The 17,977-nt window shown below is 67.6% G+C and carries 12 protein-coding genes; 10 read left to right on the top strand and 2 right to left on the bottom strand.

Annotation, left to right across the window (positions count from 1 at the left end):
- Positions 1-37: 37 nt before the first annotated feature.
- The 5 genes from ACOTSS_RS11595 (at position 38) to ACOTSS_RS11575 (ending at position 9,289) form a co-directional block, all read left to right on the top strand.
- Positions 38-1,501, top strand: a complete 1,464-nt coding sequence (locus ACOTSS_RS11595; protein WP_448688310.1) for a protein adenylyltransferase SelO — start codon at positions 38-40, stop codon at positions 1,499-1,501.
- A 288-nt stretch (positions 1,502-1,789) separates the two neighbouring features.
- Complete coding sequence (locus tag ACOTSS_RS11590; RefSeq protein ID WP_448691336.1) at positions 1,790-4,027, top strand: BamA/TamA family outer membrane protein; 2,238 nt, start codon at positions 1,790-1,792, stop codon at positions 4,025-4,027.
- Complete coding sequence (locus ACOTSS_RS11585; protein WP_448688309.1) at positions 4,027-8,256, top strand: translocation/assembly module TamB domain-containing protein; 4,230 nt, start codon at positions 4,027-4,029, stop codon at positions 8,254-8,256. Before ACOTSS_RS11590 ends, ACOTSS_RS11585 begins: the two co-directional genes overlap by 1 nt.
- Entirely contained in the window at positions 8,256-8,477 is a 222-nt protein-coding gene (locus ACOTSS_RS11580) for a hypothetical protein (RefSeq protein ID WP_448688308.1), read from the top strand. The genes ACOTSS_RS11585 and ACOTSS_RS11580 overlap by 1 nt, the downstream gene beginning before the upstream one ends.
- 242 nt (positions 8,478-8,719) lie before the next feature.
- Positions 8,720-9,289, top strand: a complete 570-nt coding sequence (locus ACOTSS_RS11575) for a TMEM165/GDT1 family protein (RefSeq protein ID WP_448688307.1) — start codon at positions 8,720-8,722, stop codon at positions 9,287-9,289.
- Between the two features lie 2 nt (positions 9,290-9,291).
- Here the strand turns inward: ACOTSS_RS11575 and ACOTSS_RS11570 are convergent, their stop codons facing one another.
- Together ACOTSS_RS11570 and ACOTSS_RS11565 are read right to left on the bottom strand one after the other, a co-directional pair.
- Positions 9,292-10,107 (bottom strand): ferredoxin--NADP reductase, encoded by an 816-nt coding sequence (locus ACOTSS_RS11570; protein ID WP_448688306.1) that lies wholly within the window; start codon positions 10,105-10,107, stop codon positions 9,292-9,294.
- Positions 10,104-10,625: a hypothetical protein gene (locus ACOTSS_RS11565; RefSeq protein WP_448688305.1), complete on the bottom strand. Its 522-nt coding sequence runs from the start codon at positions 10,623-10,625 to the stop codon at positions 10,104-10,106. Before ACOTSS_RS11565 ends, ACOTSS_RS11570 begins: the two co-directional genes overlap by 4 nt.
- Positions 10,626-10,688: 63 nt before the next feature.
- Here ACOTSS_RS11565 and ACOTSS_RS11560 point away from each other — a divergent pair, with 63 nt between their 5' ends.
- From ACOTSS_RS11560 to ACOTSS_RS11540, 5 genes are all read left to right on the top strand, one after another.
- Entirely contained in the window at positions 10,689-11,693 is a 1,005-nt protein-coding gene (locus ACOTSS_RS11560) for a pyridoxamine 5'-phosphate oxidase family protein (RefSeq protein ID WP_448688304.1), read from the top strand.
- Positions 11,694-11,908: 215 nt separating this feature from the next.
- Positions 11,909-12,400, top strand: coding sequence for a MarR family winged helix-turn-helix transcriptional regulator (locus tag ACOTSS_RS11555; RefSeq protein ID WP_448688303.1), 492 nt, complete (start codon positions 11,909-11,911; stop codon positions 12,398-12,400).
- Between the two features lie 190 nt (positions 12,401-12,590).
- Entirely contained in the window at positions 12,591-13,865 is a 1,275-nt protein-coding gene (locus ACOTSS_RS11550) for a hypothetical protein (protein ID WP_448688302.1), read from the top strand.
- A gap of 107 nt (positions 13,866-13,972) precedes the next feature.
- On the top strand, positions 13,973-15,697 hold the full coding sequence (locus tag ACOTSS_RS11545) for a sulfatase-like hydrolase/transferase (RefSeq protein ID WP_448688301.1): 1,725 nt from the start codon (positions 13,973-13,975) through the stop codon (positions 15,695-15,697).
- A 24-nt stretch (positions 15,698-15,721) separates the two neighbouring features.
- Positions 15,722-17,962 (top strand): TonB-dependent receptor, encoded by a 2,241-nt coding sequence (locus ACOTSS_RS11540; protein ID WP_448688300.1) that lies wholly within the window; start codon positions 15,722-15,724, stop codon positions 17,960-17,962.
- The last annotated feature ends 15 nt before the right edge of the window (positions 17,963-17,977 follow it).

Here is a 17,977-nt window from a genome sequence, read left to right as displayed (position 1 = left end):
GCGAGGCTCGACATAGGCGCCGAACCGGGAGTACCGCATGGATATCGCCTTCGACAATAGTTTCCACTCGACGATGGAAGGCTTCTACGCGCCCGCCGAGGCCGCGCCGCCTTCCGCGCCGCGAATGCTGATGTTCAACCACGCGCTCGCCGCGCGGTTGGGGCTCGACGTCGCGGACACTGGCGATGCGGAACTGGCGCGTCTTTTCTCGGGCGCCGAACTGCCTGCGGGCGCCGATCCGCTCGCGCTTGCCTATGCGGGGCATCAGTTCGGCCATTTCTCGCCGCAGCTCGGCGACGGCCGCGCGCTGCTTTTGGGAGAGGTCGTCGCGCCTGATGGCGCGCGTTTCGATATCCAGCTCAAGGGTTCGGGGCCGACCGCCTTTTCGCGCAACGGCGACGGCAAGGCGGCGATCGGCCCGGTGCTGCGCGAATATCTGGTGTCCGAGGCGATGGCCGCCATGCGTGTGCCGACGACGCGCTCGCTCGCGGCGGTCGCGACCGGCGATCGCGTCCAGCGCGAGCGCGCGCATCCGGGCGCGGTGCTGACGCGCGTCGCGAGCAGCCATATCCGGGTCGGGACCTTCCAGTTCTTCGCCGCGCATTTCGGGGCGGAACATGTCGTCCAGCTTTCGGACTATGCGATCCGGCGTCACTTTTCCGAGCTGGTCGACGCGCCCAATCCGCATCTCGCGCTGCTCGACCGGGTCATCGACCTGCAATGCGCGCTGATCGCGCATTGGGCGGGGGTCGGCTTCATCCATGGCGTGATGAACACCGACAATGTCGCGATCAGCGGCGAGACGATCGACTATGGTCCCTGTGCCTTCATGGACCGTTTTTCGGTCAACACCGTGTTCAGTTCGATCGACGCCAACGGCCGCTATTCCTACGGACGCCAGCCGCAGATCATGCACTGGAACATGGCGCGCTTCGCTGAGGCGCTGCTGCCGGCGGTCCATGCGGTCGATCCCGCCGATGTCGATCGCGCGAAAGAACTGGTCACCGCTATCCCCGACCGCTTCCGCCTCGCCTGGTTCGAACGGATGCGCGCGAAGCTCGGGCTTGCGAAGGCCGACCAGGCCGATTCCGAACTGATCGACGGCTTGTTCGTCGAACTCGAGCGCCATGGCGTCGATTTCACCGGATTCTTCCGCGCGCTCGCCATGCTGCTGCGCGGCGACGGGGCGCCGATGGACGCGCTGCTGCCCCAGCCCGACGCGATGGCGCCGTGGATCGCCGGCTGGTGGGCGCGGCTCGAAAGCGAACCCGTGGGGCCGATCGAGCGCGCGGCGGCGATGGATGCGGTGAACCCGCTCTATATCCCGCGCAACCATCAGGTCGAGGCGGCGCTCGCTGCGGCCGAGGCGGGCGACATGGCGCCGTGGCTCCGGCTGCTCGACGTCGTTCAGCACCCCTATGCCGAGCGCCCCGGCTGGGAGGAGTTCGCCGGTCCCGCCCCCAACGACTTCGGCCCCTACACGACCTTCTGCGGAACCTGACGCCGGCCGGCTCGTTGCCCCCTTGAGTGATTGCACGGTCCTGTCAGGGGGATTTCATCGCAAATGCCGGTTTCGTGCGACCCTTCCCCGGCAAAATCGCCTTGCACGCCGCCGCGGCGCAAGCCACAAGTGCGCATCGGCTGTTCACAGATGCAAAATTCTGAAAATCCTCGCTTATTGAAACGCGGGCGGGCGTGGCGCCCGCACCCTCGGCTGATTCTGTCCGCCTCGCTTTTCGCGATCGGCTGGGCGGGGCCCGCGCTGGCGCTGCAGGCGACGCCGGCCCCGATGCCGCCGCCGGCTGCCGAAAGCCAGGAGGAAAAGCCCGCCGCGGACGCGCAGGAAGGCATCGCCGTGCCCACCCCGCCGCCGCCCGACGTGCAACTGCCCGAGGTCGCGCCGATCATCGGCGACGACGAGTTCAAGGATGCGATCCCGTCGATCAGCGCCGAGGACGACCCCGAACTCGACCGTCCGCTCGAATCGATCGCCGAGTTCGAGCGGCGCCAGGCGGCCGCCCGTGCCGCGGATGCGAAGGCCGGCGCCGATGGCGCGCAGCCGCCGACGATCGATGGCACGCCCGTCCCCGCGCTTGCCGACGGCGATGCCGCCGAACCGATCGGCGACGCGCCGATCACCGACAGCGAGCTCGCCGCGCCGCTTCCGGCCCTCGAAAATTTCAACGTCGAGCCGGTCGAGTTCGCCGAGCCCGAGGATGCCGACGCGCATCGGACCATCGAATATACGGTCCAGGTCAACGGCCTCGAAGGTGCGGATGCGACCACCGACGTCGACCTGGCCGATCTGTTCGGCGACCTTTCGGCGCTCTACGACGGCGACGGCAAGGCCGAAAACGGGGCGATGGTCCGCGCACGGCTGTCGGCCGATGCCGAGCTGATGCAGCGCATCCTGGCATCCGAAGGCTATTATGACGCTAAGGTCGAAACGCGGATCGACCGGACGCCGCGCGCCGAGGACGCCGCCCCCGCAACGGGCGGTGAGAGCGGGTCGCGACGGCGGCGCGGTCCCATCATCGCGATCATCGACGTGACGCCGGGCCAGCGCTACACCTTTTCCAGCATTGCCATCGACGCCAAGCCGACCGTCCCGCCGAAACTGATCGAGGATAATTTTCCGCTCAGCGTCGGCGAGCCGATCGTCGCCGAGCGCGTGCAGGGCGCCGAGGCGGCGATCGCGCTCAAGCTGCCCGAAGAGGGCTATCCCTTCGCCAAGATCGGCCAGCGCGACATATTGCTCGACGGCGCGACCGGCGGCGGCGATTACACGCTGCCCGTCGATATCGGCCCGCGCGCGCGCTTTGGCGGGTTCGAGACGACCGGCGACCTGGCCTTCGACGTCGAGCATGCCGAAGTCCTGTCGCGCTTCAAGCGCGGCGAGCTCTACGACAGCCGCAAGGTCGACGACCTGCGCCAGGCGCTCGTCGCGACGGGGCTGTTCTCGACCGTCGCGGTCGAGCCGCAGAAAACCGGGGAGAGCGCGGGCGACGACACCGAATATGTCACGATGCTGGTGACGCAGGACGCCGGCCCGCCGCGCACGATCGCCGCGAGCGCCGGCTATGGCACCGGCGAGGGCATCCGGCTCGAAGGGAGCTGGACCCACCGCAACCTGTTTCCCCCCGAAGGCGCGCTGATCATCCGCGGCGTCGCGGGCACGCAGGAGCAGGGAATCGGCGCGACCTTCCGCCGCTCGAACGCGGGCAAGCGCGACCGGACCTTCGAACTGGTCGCCGAGGCGTCGCGCAGCAACTACAACGCATTCGAGGCGCTGACCGGCCGCCTCGCCGCGCGCGTCAGCTATGATTCGACGCCGATCTGGCAGAAGAAATTCACCTATGCCTATGGCGTCGAACTGATCGCGACGAGCGAGGACGATTACGACTTCACGCGCGGGGTGCGCGACCGCGACCTTTATTATATCCTCGGATTGACGGGGCAGGTCGGGATGGACCGCACCGACAGCCTGCTCGATCCGACCAAGGGGTTCCGGATCACCGCGCTCGTCCAGCCCGAAGGCTCGCTGAGCGGCAAATTCACCCCCTATGCGCGCACCCGGCTCGACGTCAGCGGCTATTATCCCGTCACCGACAGCATCGTGCTGGCGGGGCGCGTCCGCGTCGGGTCGATCCTCGGCGCGTCGCGCGAGCGGCTGGCGCCATCGCGGCGCTTCTATGCCGGCGGCGGCGGTTCGGTGCGCGGCTTCGGCTATCAGCAACTCGGGCCCAAGGATCCCAATCTCGACCCGATCGGCGGGCGCAGCATCAACGAGGCGGCGGTCGAGGCGCGCTATCGCTTCGGCAATTTCGGCGTCGTCGGCTTCGTCGACGCGGGCCAGGTCTATCGCGGTTCGACCCCGACCTTCTCCGACCTGCGCTTCGGCGCGGGGATCGGCGCGCGCTACTACACCAATTTCGGCCCGATGCGCCTTGACGTCGCGACGCCGATCGACCGCCAGCCGGGCGAGGCGAAGATCAGCGTCTATGTCTCGATCGGGCAGGCCTTCTGATGGCGGACGACGCGCCCTTCGAGGCCGAGGACGGCGGCGCCCCCGCCGTCAATCCCTGGCCGCGCCGCATCGCGCGCTGGGTCGGCATCACGCTGCTCGGGCTGGTCGCGCTCGTCGCGCTGTTCCTGATCGGGCTCAACAGCGACGCCGGGCGGCGCTTCGTCGTCACCCAGATCGAGAAATATGAATTCGAAAACGGGATGAAGATCGGCATCGGCCGGCTCGACGGGTCGCTGTACGGCGAGATGATCGTCCGCGATTTTTCGCTGTCCGACCCCAAGGGGCGGTTCCTGACCTCGCCCGAACTGCGCATAGACTGGCGCCCCTTCGCCTTTCTGTCGAACCATGTCGATGTCCGATCGGCGACGTCCAAGCTGATCAACGTCCAGCGCCTGCCCGAATTCAAGCCGGTCCCCGACACCGGCGAGCCGCTGCTGCCCGATATCGACATTGACGTCGCGAAGCTGCAGGTCGACCGGATCGTCTTTGCCCCCGCCGTTGCCGGCGAGCGCCAGGAAGCGCGGTTGAGCGGCAAGATCGCGATCGCCGACCGCCGCGCGCAGGTGACCGCCGATGCCGAAACGATCGGCGCGAACGCCAAGGGCGATACGCTGAAGCTGCTGCTCGACGCGGTGCCCGAGAAGAACCGGCTTGCGATGACGCTCGACCTGCGCGCGCCCGAAGGCGGCGTGCTCGCGGCGATGGGCGGCTTCAAGGAGCCGCTGACCGCGAAGCTCGACGGGCGCGGCGACTGGACGGCCTGGAACGGCAATCTCACCGCGAACCTCGGCGCGAGCCCGCTGGCGCGGCTCGCATTGACCGCGCGCGACGGAAATTTCGCGGTCAAGGGGCAGGCGCAGCCGTCCCGGCTGCTCACCGGCGCGACCGCGGCGCTGCTCGGGCCGCAGACCGACATCGACCTCAAGGCGCGCCTTGCCGAGCGCAAGGCCGACCTCGACGGGCGCATCTCATCCGAGGCGTTCCGGCTCGGGATCAGCGGCGGCGTCGATCTCGGCGCCAACAGCTATCGGGATCTCCAACTCGCTTTCGTGTTGCTGCGCCCCGGCGCCGTCGCGCCTGCGGTGCGCGGCAACGGCGTGCGCGCGAGCGCCAAACTCAACGGCGCGTTCGGACTGCCGACGGTCGAATATCAGGCGAACGCGAGCACGCTCGCGGTCAACGACATCGTCGTCGAGGCGCTGAGCCTTTCGGGCAAGGCGCGCGTCGATGCCGACCAGATCCTGATCCCCGTGGCGGGCCGCGCGGCGCGTATTCGCGGGCTCGATACGGTCGCGGGCGGCACGCTGACCGCGGTGCGGCTCGACGGCGATCTCGCCTATGCCGACGGCCGCATCCTCAGCGACAATCTGCGCCTGCGCTCGCCGCGCATCGACGCCAAGGCCATCATCGTCGCCGATCTGGGCAAGGGCTTCTACACCGGCGCGATCGACGGGCGCGTCAACAATTACCGGATCGAGAGCGTCGGCCTGTTCAACATCGATACGAAGATGGATCTGAAGACCGAGCCGCGGGGCGGCTGGGCGATCGCCGGGCGGGTTCGCGCGCGCTCGACGCAGCTTTTCAACTCGGGTGTGCGCGACCTGCTCGGCGGCAATGCGGTGACGAGCGCCGACGTGCGCTATGGCACCGACGGCATCGTCCGCTTCTCGAACCTCCGGCTCAGCGCGCCGCTGCTCCGCGTCACCGGCGGGCAGGGGAGCTATGCGCCCGACGGCCGCATCCGGCTCGCCGCGCGCGCGCATTCGACCGACTATGGCCCGCTCGGCGTCGAGGTCGCGGGGACGATCAGCGATCCGCGCGCGGTGCTGCGCGCCGAGCGGCCGGGACTCGGCATCGGGCTCGCCAATCTCGAGGCGCGGATCAATGGCGCGCCGAACGGCTATCGGCTCGCCGCGACGGGCGACACCGATTACGGCCCGCTCTCCGCCGACGTCGTGCTGCTCACCGCGAGCGGGCCGCTGACGATCGACGTCGAGCGCGCCGATCTATCGGGCATCGTGATGCAGGGACGGCTGGTCCAGAGCCAGGCGGGGCCGTTCGTCGGGAGGCTCGACGCAACGGGGCAGGGGCTCGGCGGGCTCGTTCGCCTCAGCGCCGATGGACAATATCAGGCGGCGGCGATCAACGTGCGGGCTAACAATGTCACGCTGCCCGGCCCCGCGCAGCTCCAGATCGGGTCGGCGGTCGTCGATGCCGACGTCACCCTCTATGACCGGCCGCGCGTGATCGCCGACATCCAGCTCGCCTCGACGCGCATCCGCGAGGTCGACATCGCGGTCGGGCGCGTGAAGGTCGATTATCAGGACGGGCGCGGCAAGGCGCAGGCGCTGGTCGAGGGGGTGAGCGGCGTCCCGTTCCGCGTCGCGGTGAATGCCGACCTCCAGCCCGAACTCTGGCGCGCCTCGGTCGAGGGCCGCGCGACGGGCATCTCGTTCAAGACGACCTCGCCGGCGCGGATCATCCCCGGCGCCGATGGCTATGAGCTGCTGCCGACGACGGTCGACCTCGGCCGCGGCAGCAGCGCGCGTCTCGCGGGGCGGTTCGGCGAGGGCATCATGCTCCAGAGCCGGCTCGACCGCGTCAACATGGCGCTGCTCAACGCGGTCTATCCCGACATGGGGCTCGGCGGCCGCGCGACCGGCAGCTTCGACTTCGAGCAGGCGAGCGCCGACGCCTTCCCGCGCGCCGACGCGCGGCTGACGATCGACAATTTCACCCGCACCACCGCGGCGACGGTCAGCGAGCCCGTCGACATCAATTTCGCGGGCAAGCTGCTCACCGACGGCGGCGAGGCGCGCGCTGTGATCCGCAAGCGCGGCAGCGTGATCGGGCGCCTGCAGGCCTCGCTCCGCCCGCTCGGCCCCGGCGCAGGGGCGTGGACGACGCGGCTCAGCGCCGCGCCGCTGTCAGGCGGCATCCGTTACAACGGCCCCGCCGAAACGCTCTTCTCCTTCGTCGGCACCGGCGAGCAGCGCGTGTCGGGGCCGATCGCGGTCGCCGCCGATTTCAGCTGCCGCGTCGCTGACCCCTGCCTCAACGGCGTCGTGCGCGGCAACGGCATGACCTATGAGAATCTGACCTATGGAACGCGGCTCACCAATATCGTGACGAACGGCCGCTTCACCGGCAATCGGCTCGAGATCGAACAGCTCACCGCGACCGCGGGCGACGGGACGATCAAGGCGAACGGCTATGTCAGCCTTTCCGCCGCCGACGGCTATCCGATGAGCATTGCGGCGACGCTCGACAATGCGCGGCTTGCCCGCAGCGACAATATCGGCGCGCGCGCCACGGGCAATCTGACGCTCGAAAAGGTCGCTGGGCAGGCCGCGCTGCTCTCGGGCAGCCTGCGGCTTCCCGAAACGCGCTATCGCATCGTGCGCGAAGGCGCGGCGCAGGTGCCGGTGCTCACCGGCGTCCGGCGCAAGCCGCCGGCGGGACGCCAGCGGATCAGCGGCGACGGGCTGGCGGCGGTCGGCGGCAGCCTGTTCGACCTCATCCGCCTCGACATCCGCCTGCGCGCGCCCGACCAGATCTATGTCAGCGGCATGGGGCTCGAGTCCGAATGGCAGGCCGACGTGACGCTGAAGGGCACGACCGAGGCGCCGCGCGTGACCGGCGAGATCGACCTCGTCCGCGGGACGCTCGGCTTCGCCGGGCGCTCGTTCGACCTCGAGGACGGCAAGGTGACCTTCCCGACCGGCGATGCCTATGACCCCTCGATCCGCCTGCTCGCGAGCGACACGATCGAGGAGGTGACGGTCAACGTCTCGGTCTCCGGCCGCGCGATGAACCCGCAGATCGCCTTCTCGAGCGTGCCCGGCCTGCCGCAGGACGAAATCGTCTCGCGCATCCTGTTCGGCGATTCGATCACGACGCTGTCGCCGCTGCAGGCGGTGCAACTCGCTTCGTCGCTCAATGCGCTGCGCGGCGGGGGCGGGGGGCTCAGCCCTCTGGGCGCGCTCCAGTCGGCGACCGGCATCGACCGGCTGCGCATCCTGGGGCCCGACGACACGCAGGGCCGCGGCACCGCGCTCGCGGCGGGGCAGTATATTTCGGACGACATCTATCTCGAGGTGATCACCGACGCGCGCGGCTATACCGCGACCCAGCTCGAGATCAGCCTGTCGCGCGCGCTGTCGCTGCTCAGCCAGGCGGGCGGTTCGGGCCAGTCGAACCTCTCGATCCGCTATCGCAAGGATTATTGATGCGCGCCGCCGCCCTCCTGCTGCCTCTCCTGCTGCTGTCGGCGTGCAAGGACGAACCCGATTTCGACACGCGCTACGACAAGGCGGCGAAGGAGATCGAGACGCGCGCGAAGGCGATGGACGCCGATATCGCCGAGGCCGACCGCGCGGCCAAGGCGGCGGGCGCGGATCCGGCCGACCCGCCCGCGCTCAGCGAACCACCCGAACCCGGCACCGAATAATCCCGTTCGCCGGGCTTGCCTTGGGGCCATCCGCCGTTTAACGCGTCCCCGTCATCTGGGGAGTAGCCAGCCGCCCGTTTCGGGGCGGGCCGCCGCGTCAACATACTCGGTCGAGAGGCCGTGGTGCGGTGGAAGCGGGTCACCGCTTGGGCGAGACCAATGGCATCGATCCTTCGTCCGGGCCGGGCGGCGGGTTCGATGACCGTTGGAATCGCGCTGCCGCCCGGCCCCGGAGTCTCTTCATGGAAGCCATTTTGACCTCGACCGCGGTCGTCGCGCTCGCCGAGATCGGCGACAAGACGCAGCTGCTCGCGATATTGCTCGCGACGCGCTTCAACCGCCCGGTCCCGATCATCCTCGGCATATTGGTCGCGACGCTTGCCAACCATGCGCTCGCCGCGCTGCTCGGGTCGCAGGCGGCCGCTTTCCTCGACAGCGACATCTTCCGCTATGCGATCGCCGCCTCGTTCCTCGCGATGGCGGCGTGGACGCTCGTTCCCGACAAGCTCGACGACGAAGAAGCGCCCAAGCCGCGCTTCGGCGCTTTCCTGACGACGCTGGTCGCCTTTTTTCTCGTCGAGATGGGCGACAAGACGCAGGTGGCGACGATCGCGCTCGGCGCGCAATATCACAGCGTCCTCGCGGTCACGACCGGGACCACGCTCGGCATGATGATCGCCAATGTGCCCGCGATCTTCCTCGGGAACGCACTGCTCAAGCGGGTCGATCTCGCGAAGGTGCGGATGATCGCCGCGGCGCTGTTCCTGGTGATCGGGCTCTGGGTGCTCGCGCAGACCGCCGGGCTGATCTGATCCTAACCGACAAAGGCGCGTTCGATGACGAAATCGCCCGGCGCGGCATTGGACCCTTCCTGGAAGCCGCGCCGTTCGAATGCGCCCTGAAGATCGCGGATCATCGCCATGCTGCCGCACATCATGATGCGGTCGATCGCCGGGTCGAAATGGTCGGGCCCGGTCAGCGGATGGCCGAACAGTCGCCCGCTTTCGATCAGCGCGCCGATCCGCCCTTCGGTGCGAAAGGCTTCGCGGGTGACGGTCGGCAGATAATGGAACTGGAGGAGCGCCTGATCCTGCACCAGCGGATCGCCGGCGAGTTGGCTTTCGAGCTCTTCGCGGAAGGCGAGATCGCTGACCTTGCGCCCGCAGTGGACGAGCAGGACCTGGCCGAAGCGGTCGTAGATATCGGGATCGCGCGCGAGGCTGAGGAAGGGGGCGAGACCGGTCCCGGTCGACAGCAGGAAAAGCCGCTTGCCGGGCATCAGCGCGTCGGCGACGAGTGTGCCGGTCGGCTTGCGCCCGAGATAGATGGGGTCGCCCGGCGCGATCTTCTGCAACCGCGAGGTGAGCGGACCATCGGGAACCTTGATCGAGAGGAACTCGAGCTCGTCGGCATAGGCCGGGCTCGCGATTGAATAGGCGCGGAGCAGCGGGCGTCCTTCGCCGGGCAGGCCGATCATCACGAACTCGCCCGAGCGGAAGCGGAAGGAGGGCGGGCGGCTGATCGAGAAGCTGAACAGATTCTCGTTCCAGTGGCGCACACGCAGCACCTCCTCGACGGTCAGCGAGGCGGAAGGCGCAAGGCGCGAGGCGGCGGCGATACGGTCGCTCATGATGATCGGTTGTCCTGATGTGTGGTGGTCTGGAGGGAGAGATGGGCGAGTTCGAGGCCCGCGGCGGTCAGTTCGGCCGATGCCTCGGCCATGGCGGCGGCGATGGGCGCGACCGATCGCGCCTCGACGATCAGCGCCAGCGTCGTTCGGGCTCGCGCGGCGCGATCCGAGGCGATGTCGTGCCACAGTCCGATCAGGATCGCCTCGTCCTCGCCGATTCGCGGGCTGCCGACGGGGGAGAGCGCGAGACGCTCGATCCCGTCGGTGTTGAGCAGCGCCATCGCGACATGGAAATGGGGAAGCGCGGCCAGCGCGTCCATGCTCGCGAAGCCGCGGCGCAGCGCCTGCGGCGGGCAGGTTCGCCATTCGGCGGCGTGGGTCCAGCCGCGCATCGCCCACAGCAGGAAACGGTCGCTGTTGCCGAGCAGGGCGATGGGGCGATCGACGAGATGATAGATGGTCTTGCCTTTCCGATCCGCGGTACGGGATCGGTGGCTTAATATGTTAATGCGAGTCATTTGCAAATATGAAATCGAGGCATTAGACTTGTGCGACGATTTCGGGACGGGGAGGATGAAGACATGGCAGGACTGATCGAATCCGTCACCGCGCTCGAAGCGGTCATCGGCCGGACGCCCCCGGCGGTGAACCTGAAAGTCATCGACCATATCGATGCCGGCGCGCGCCGCTGGCTCGCCGCCTCTCCGCTGATGTTCGCGGGCTGCGATGCGGGAGACGGCATGGCGATCACGCTGGGCGGGGGGGCGCGGGGTTTCGCCGAAGCGGAGCAAAACCGCCTCGCGGTGCCGCTGGACAACCTCGACGATCCCCACATCGCCCGGCCCGGCGCCGGCTTTTCCTCGCTGTTCCTCGTGCCCGGCATCGGCGAGACGCTGCGGATCAACGGCCGCGTCGCCGATTGCGCCGGCGGCGTGCTGAGCGTCGCGGTCGAGGAATGCTATGCCCACTGCGCGAAGGCGCTGATCCGTTCCGAATTCTGGAAGGCGGAGCCCACCGCGGCCCGCGCGGCCGATGCCCGGGCTTTCGTCGCCGCGACGCGCTTCGTCGCGCTCGCGACCGCCGATGCCGCGGGGAATGCCGATCTCAGCCCGAAGGGCGATCCGGCGGGGGCGATGGTCCGCATGGATCGGGGCCGCCTCTGCTTCGCCGAGCGGCCCGGCAACCGGCGCGCCGACGGGTTCCGCAACATCCTGACCCAGCCGCGGATCGCGGCGGTCCTGCTCGTGCCCGGATCGAGCGAGGTCGCGCTGGTGCAGGGGACCGCGAGCCTGACGACCGACGAGGCGATGCTTGCCGGCTTCGCGGTCCAGGGCAAAGTGCCGCTGCTCGCGACGTGCATCGACGCGCCGCGCATCGAATTGCGGGCCAGTCCGGTGCTCGAACGCGCGCAATTGTGGCCCGTCGCCGAGGCCCCGGCGGACATTCGTCCGGCGCGGATGTTCGCCGATCACGTCAGGCTCAACAAGGCGAGGGGCCTCGGCGCGCGCGTCGCGGCGGCCTTCGTCTCGGTTCCCGGACTGATGCAGAAGGGGCTCGACAAGGATTATAAGGACAATCTCTACTGATCGGCGGTGTCGATCGGAGGTCGGCCTGCCAGGAATGCGGAACATTTTAAGGCGCCGGAGCATTATCCGGTCAAAGGACCATTTCTTTCAAACGAAGAAGGGAAATAGCGGCGGCCGGGCTGGCAGTCGGTAGCCCGCTGCCGTCCCGCAGGTTGCGCCGTCGCCGCGATGCGGTTTATGGCGGGTGTCTCGAAGCGCATCTCCAAAGGTGTTCGATGCACAGCCCCTATCTGATGATGAATTTGCTGAGCGCCGTCTATTGGTTCGACGAGGCGCTTCAGGCTGCGCTCAAGGAAGCGGGGATTCCGAACGTCAGCCGGGCGCAGTCGATGCTGATCGCCAACATCTCGGCCGGCGAGCATCGTGCGACGCGCATCGCCCGCAACCTTGGCGTGACGCGCCAGGCGATCAGCCTGATGCTGAGCGAACTCGAAGCGCGCGGCATCGTCGAGCTCGTGCCCGACCCCGGCGACCGGCGCGCGCGCATCGTCCGCTTCGCCGAACAGGCGAACGACACGCGCCGTGCCGCCGCGAAGGCGCTCCATTATCTGGAACTCAAGCTCGTCGAGCGGATCGGCCTGCCCGCCTATCACGGTCTGCGCGACGCGATGCGGATGGACTGGGGCGCTCCGCCGCGCGTGCCGCCCGAGGCGCTCGAAAATGCCGAGCCCGAGGAGGCGGCTAGCAGGCTCGCTTCGATTGAGTGATGGCGCAGGTTGAAGAAGGGGCGTGATTTTCCCTATTTCGTCACCCCGGATCAAGTCCGGGGTGACGAGGAGGTTCAGGGGATCTTCTCCTTTCATGCCATCATCATTTAGTTAAGTTTCTTGACAATATTCTTCCCCGGCCTATTCTGGCCGCAACAGCCGATTCAGGCTCGCCGGGAGGAAGGATGTCATGAATATCGCCGTTCAGACGCGCAAAGCAGAGGAAGAGGCCTACGCTGATCGCCGGATCCCGAAGGGGGGCGACTGGCTGTCGCGCGAAGAGCTCGAGGCGCTGACGCCCGAGGAACTGGTGCGCCGGACGACCGCGCTCAAGCCGCTCGTCGCCGCGCATGCGCTCGAATGCGAACGGCTGCGCCGCCCCGTCGATGCGGTGTGGGACGCGATCCGCAGAACGGGTGTCTTCTACCATTTCGTGCCCAAGCGTTATGGGGGGCTCGAATTCGACATCGACAGCTTCATCGACGCGATGCTGCCGATCGCCGAGGGCTGCGGGTCGACGGGCTGGGTCACCGCCTTTTGCGTCGAGCACAATTGGATGCTCGCGCAATTCCCCGAAAAGCTGCAGGACGAGACCTTCGGCGGCGATTTTCCCTATATCATCGCGCCGGGCGCGACCAACCCGCCGGGCGTCGCGCAGCCGGCAGAGGGCGGCTACCGCCTGTCGGGCCGCTGGAAATGGGGCACCGGCGTCATGCACGCCGACTGGGTGATGATCACCGGCATGATCCCGGGCGAAAACCCGCCGCGCCAGCTTTTTCTCGCGCTCCCGGCGGAGGATGTCGAGGTTCTCGACACCTGGCACGTCGACGGGATGATCGGGACGGGCAGCAACGACATCCGCTGCGAGGATGTTTTCGTTCCCGAGCATCGGGTGATGGACATGGGCGAGATGCGCATGGGCTGCGCGCCCGGCGCGGCAATCCACGCGCATAACCCGATCTACCGGATGCCGATGACGCCCTTCCTCGCCATCACCGCCGCGATCGGCGCGGTCGGCGTCGCGCGCTCGGCGGTCGATCATTTCAAGGAGCGCATCGGGGTGCGCACGATGCTGGGCACGACGATCAAGCAGAACGAGAAGGCCTCGGCGCACATGCGGCTCGGCGAAGCGGCGGCGAAAACCGAGACCGCCGAGATGATCCTGCGCGAGGTCGGGCGCCGCAACGTCGCGCTGACCGAGGCGGCGGGAGGCGGGCTGGTCAGCAACGAGGACCGCATCGCGCTCCGCGCGCAGGTCGCGCTCGCGATGGATCTGTGCCGCGACGCGATTCGGCTGCTCGTCGAGGGCGCGGGGTCGAGCGCGCATATGACGAGCAGTCCGCTCCAGCGCGCGCTGCGCGACGTCAATGTGATGGCGAGCCATGTCGTCTATGATTTCGACGGGGCGACCGAACTGCTCGGCCGCTCGCTGATCGGCCTTTCTCCCAACACCCCCATTTACTGAATGAACGCCCGCTCCTAAAATTTGCGCAAGCAACTTGACAAAATTTGGGAAGCGGGCATTATCTTAGAATACTAAGAAACAGGCTGACCGGCTTTGGGAGGTACGGGATGCGCGACAAGGCAGAGATCGATCGGCGGACCTTGCTGGCCGGAGGCGCGGCGGCGCTGGTGGCGGCGAACGGTGTCCAGGCGGCCGGGGCCCATGCTCCGGCGCGCGCGCCCGGAAAGCGGCGCGGCGGGCGGCCCAACATCCTTTTCATGGTCAACGATCAGGAACGCGCGCTCGCCGATATTCCCGATGGGCTGCCGCTTCCCGCGCACGACTGGCTGCGCGAACGGGGCATCTCGTTCGACCGCTTCCATGTCAACACGACGCCCTGCGGCCCGTCGCGATCGAGCATCTACACCGGGCTGCACACGCAGCACACCGGCGTCTACGCCAACCCCAATTCGCCGCCGCATCCCGAGCTGAAGCCCGATATTCCGACGATCGGAACGATGCTGCGCCAAGCCGGCTACCGCACCGTCTACAAGGGCAAATGGCACGTCTCGAACCTCAACGAAGGGCTGAATTTCCGCGGGGTCGCGGGCGGAATCTTTCCGAACACCAGCGACATCCTCGAACCCTTTGGCTTTTCGAGCTATAATTTCGACGGCGAGCGGGTCGGCCTGTCGTGGGAAGGCTTCATGAACGACGGCGTCACCGCGGCCGAGGCGGTGACCCGGCTCCGCGCCTTTGCCGACGACGATGACGAAGCGCCCTGGTTCATGGCGGTGAATTTCGTCAATCCGCACGATATCATGTTCTATGATGCGACGGGGGAAGGGGAGGCGACGCGCCTGCGGCCCAATCTCGTCTCGCCCCTGCTGCCAGCGCCGGGCGATCCCCTCTACGACCGCGACTGGGGCTTTCCGCTGCCGCGCAGCTTCTATGCCGACGACCTGTCGCGAAAGCCGCGCGCCCACGCCGCGATCAACGCGAGCGAGGGCGCCTTCTACGGCCGCATGCCGCACGGCGACGAGGCGGTGTGGAAGCGCAATCTCAACTATTATCTCAACTGCATCCGCGACGCCGACCGCCATATGAAGACGGTGCTCGACGCGCTCGCCGCCTCGGGGCAGGCGGGCAACACGATCATCGTCTTCACTTCCGACCATGGCGAGCGCGCGGGCGCACACGGGATGCGGCAGAAGGGCGGCACCATCTACAAGGAAGATGTCGGCGTGCCGCTGATCGTCGTGCATCCCGATCTTCCCGGGGGCCGCACCACCCATGCATTGGGCAGCGCGGTCGATCTCGTGCCCACCATGCTGGCGTTCGCCGGCGTCGACGACGCGGCGCGGCGCGCGATGCAGCCGAAGCTGGCGGGTCACGACCTGTCGGCAGCGGTCGCCTCGCCCGCCGCGCGGACGAGCCGCGACGAGGCTGGCATCCTGTTCAACTATGCGGTGCGCTACGGATGGAACGCCCCCGATGTGCCGCCGGGGGTCACAGAGACCAAGCCGCTGCCCGAAAACGACCTGATGCTGCGCCGCCTGCACCGCGGCGTCCACGACGGCCGCTACAAGTTCGCGCGCTATTTCGCGCCCGCGCAGCATCATGTTCCGAAACGCTGGGACGATCTGGTCGCCTACAACGACCTCGAACTCTACGACACGGTGGCCGACCCCGACGAGATCGACAATCTCGCCTGGCGCCCGGACGCCCACAAATCGCTCATCGAACGCCTGAACGCCCAGACCAACGCGCTGATCGAAGCGGAGGTCGGTGAAGACAAGGGCGCCGAATATCCGGGACCGGCCGCACAATATAGCACGCTGCACCTGGCCTGACCCGTTCACCTTGGGAGAGGGACTATGAAAATCGGGATATTGCTTTGCGGGAGCGCGGTCGCGCTCGCGATCGGGACGCCGGCGCTTGCGCAGGAGGCGGCACCGGACACGGCGAGCGAGCGCGACGATCAGTCGATCATCGTCACCGCCACGCGCCGCGAACAGACGCTGCAGGAGGTACCCATCTCGGTCGCGGTGGTCAGCGGCGACCAGATCGAAAAGCAGGGCATCCTGCTGTTCGACGATGTCCAGGACAATGTCCCCAACCTTCAGATCGACCGCACCAACGGCAATTTCGCGATCACGATGCGCGGGCTCGGCGCCGGCACCGGCAATCTGTCGTTCGAGCAATCGGTCGGTCTCTTCATCGACGGCGTCTATCTGAGCCGGTCGCGCGCGTTCCAGAACCCGCTGCTCGACGTGCAGCGCGTCGAGGTCGTGCGCGGGCCGCAGGGGGCGCTGTTCGGCAAGAACACCAATGCGGGCGCGATCAGCGTCGTCACCCGGCGCCCGACGCGCGAGCTCGAAGGCTTCATCCGCGCGAGCGGCGAGGTCGAGCACGGCGGCTGGAACCTCGAAGGTGCGATGTCGGGTCCGATCTCGGACACGCTCAGCGTCCGGCTGACCGGCCGCGCGGGGTCGATCGGCGACTTCATGGAGAATACGATCACCGGCCGGAAGGAAAACGGGTCGCAATATGAGGCGGTCCGCGGCCAGCTCTTGTGGGAGCCCACCGACAATTTCGAAGCGCTGGTCAAGGTCGAGCATTCGTCGAACCGGATCGACGGTGGCACGACGGTATTCAACAATATCGGGAGCGCGAGCTGCGCGCTGTGCAACGCGGTGCGCAACTCGGGCGAGGATGTGCCCGAATATCCCTCGTTCCGCCGCGCCGCGCGGACGATCAATCCCGAATATGACAACACCAAGACGACGATGGCGCAGCTGACGATGAACCTCGACGTCGGCGACTGGACCGTCACCTCGGTCACCGCGTGGCAGGAACTCGATGGCGGGGTGAATTCCGACTATGACGGGCCGCTGACCTTCCTCGAATCCGACATCACCGAAAAATCCAACTCGCTGTTCCAGGAAGTGCGCGCGCAGCGCGAGATCGGCGACGGCGGCTCGTTCATCGCGGGCTTCACCTATATCGACACCAATCTGCACATCCAGCAGGCCTCGCTGTTCGACGCCGCGAGCGCGGGCGTCGCGCTGCCGCTCAACGGGCTGTCGACGCGGCAGTTCGACCAGTCGGGCAACAGCTGGTCGCCCTTCGTGTCGCTCGAGGTGCCGGTGACCGAGCAGATCATGCTCAGCGGCAGCCTGCGCTATTCGCACGAAAAGCGCGAGGGCCGCGCGCGCTCGTTCAGCGACGGGGTGTTCCCGGCGACCTATCTGCCCTACGACCTCACCGAGACGCGCAAGGAGAATCTGTGGGATTATTCGCTCCGCGCCCGTTATGAATTCACCCCCGACGCCTATGTCTATCTGAGCTACGCGACGGGGACCAAGGGCGGCGGTTTCGTGTCGAACGATGCGCTGCTTCTCTACAATATCCAGAACGGCCTCGCGACCTTCCAGTTCGATTCCGAGCGCGCGAGGTCCTGGGAAATCGGCGGCAAGTTCCGCTTCCTCGATGGCAAGGGCCAGTTCAACATCGCGCTGTTCCGCACGAATTTCGCCGACCTGCAGGTGTCCGAATATAATGGCACGGCCTTCATCACCGGCAACGCGGCCTCGGCGATTTCGCAGGGGGTGGAGATCGATACCGACATCGGGATCGGCGACAACTGGCGGATCGGCGGCAGCCTCGGTTATCTCGACGCGCACTACAAGGATTATCCGGGCGGCGCCTGCCTCTACGATGCGCCCGCGACCTGCACGCCGCAGACCAACAATCTCGCCGGAACGCGGCTCGTCCGCGCGCCCGAATGGACCGCGAACGGCTTCATCGAGGCCAAATATCCGGTGTCGAGCAGCCTCTATGCGCTCGCCCGCGTCTCGGCCAATTACCAGTCGCGCTCCTTCTTCCAGCCCGACATGAACCCGCTCAACTCGCAGCCGGCCTTCACCAAATATGACGCGCGGCTTGCGGTGGGGCGCGAGGACGGGAAGTGGGAGCTCGCGCTCGTCGGCCGCAACCTCACCGACAAGGTGACGACCACCCAGGGGTTCAGCACGCCGACCTTCGGCGGCGACAGCCACATGGCGATGGTGGCGGCACCGCGGACGGTGACGGTGCAACTGTCGCTCGATTTCTGATGATGGAGGAGCAGG

Source organism: Sphingopyxis sp. NJF-3 (assembly GCF_053514865.1).
The sequence above is the reverse complement of the archived record's forward strand: the minus strand, read 5'-3'. Positions and strand labels throughout refer to the sequence as shown.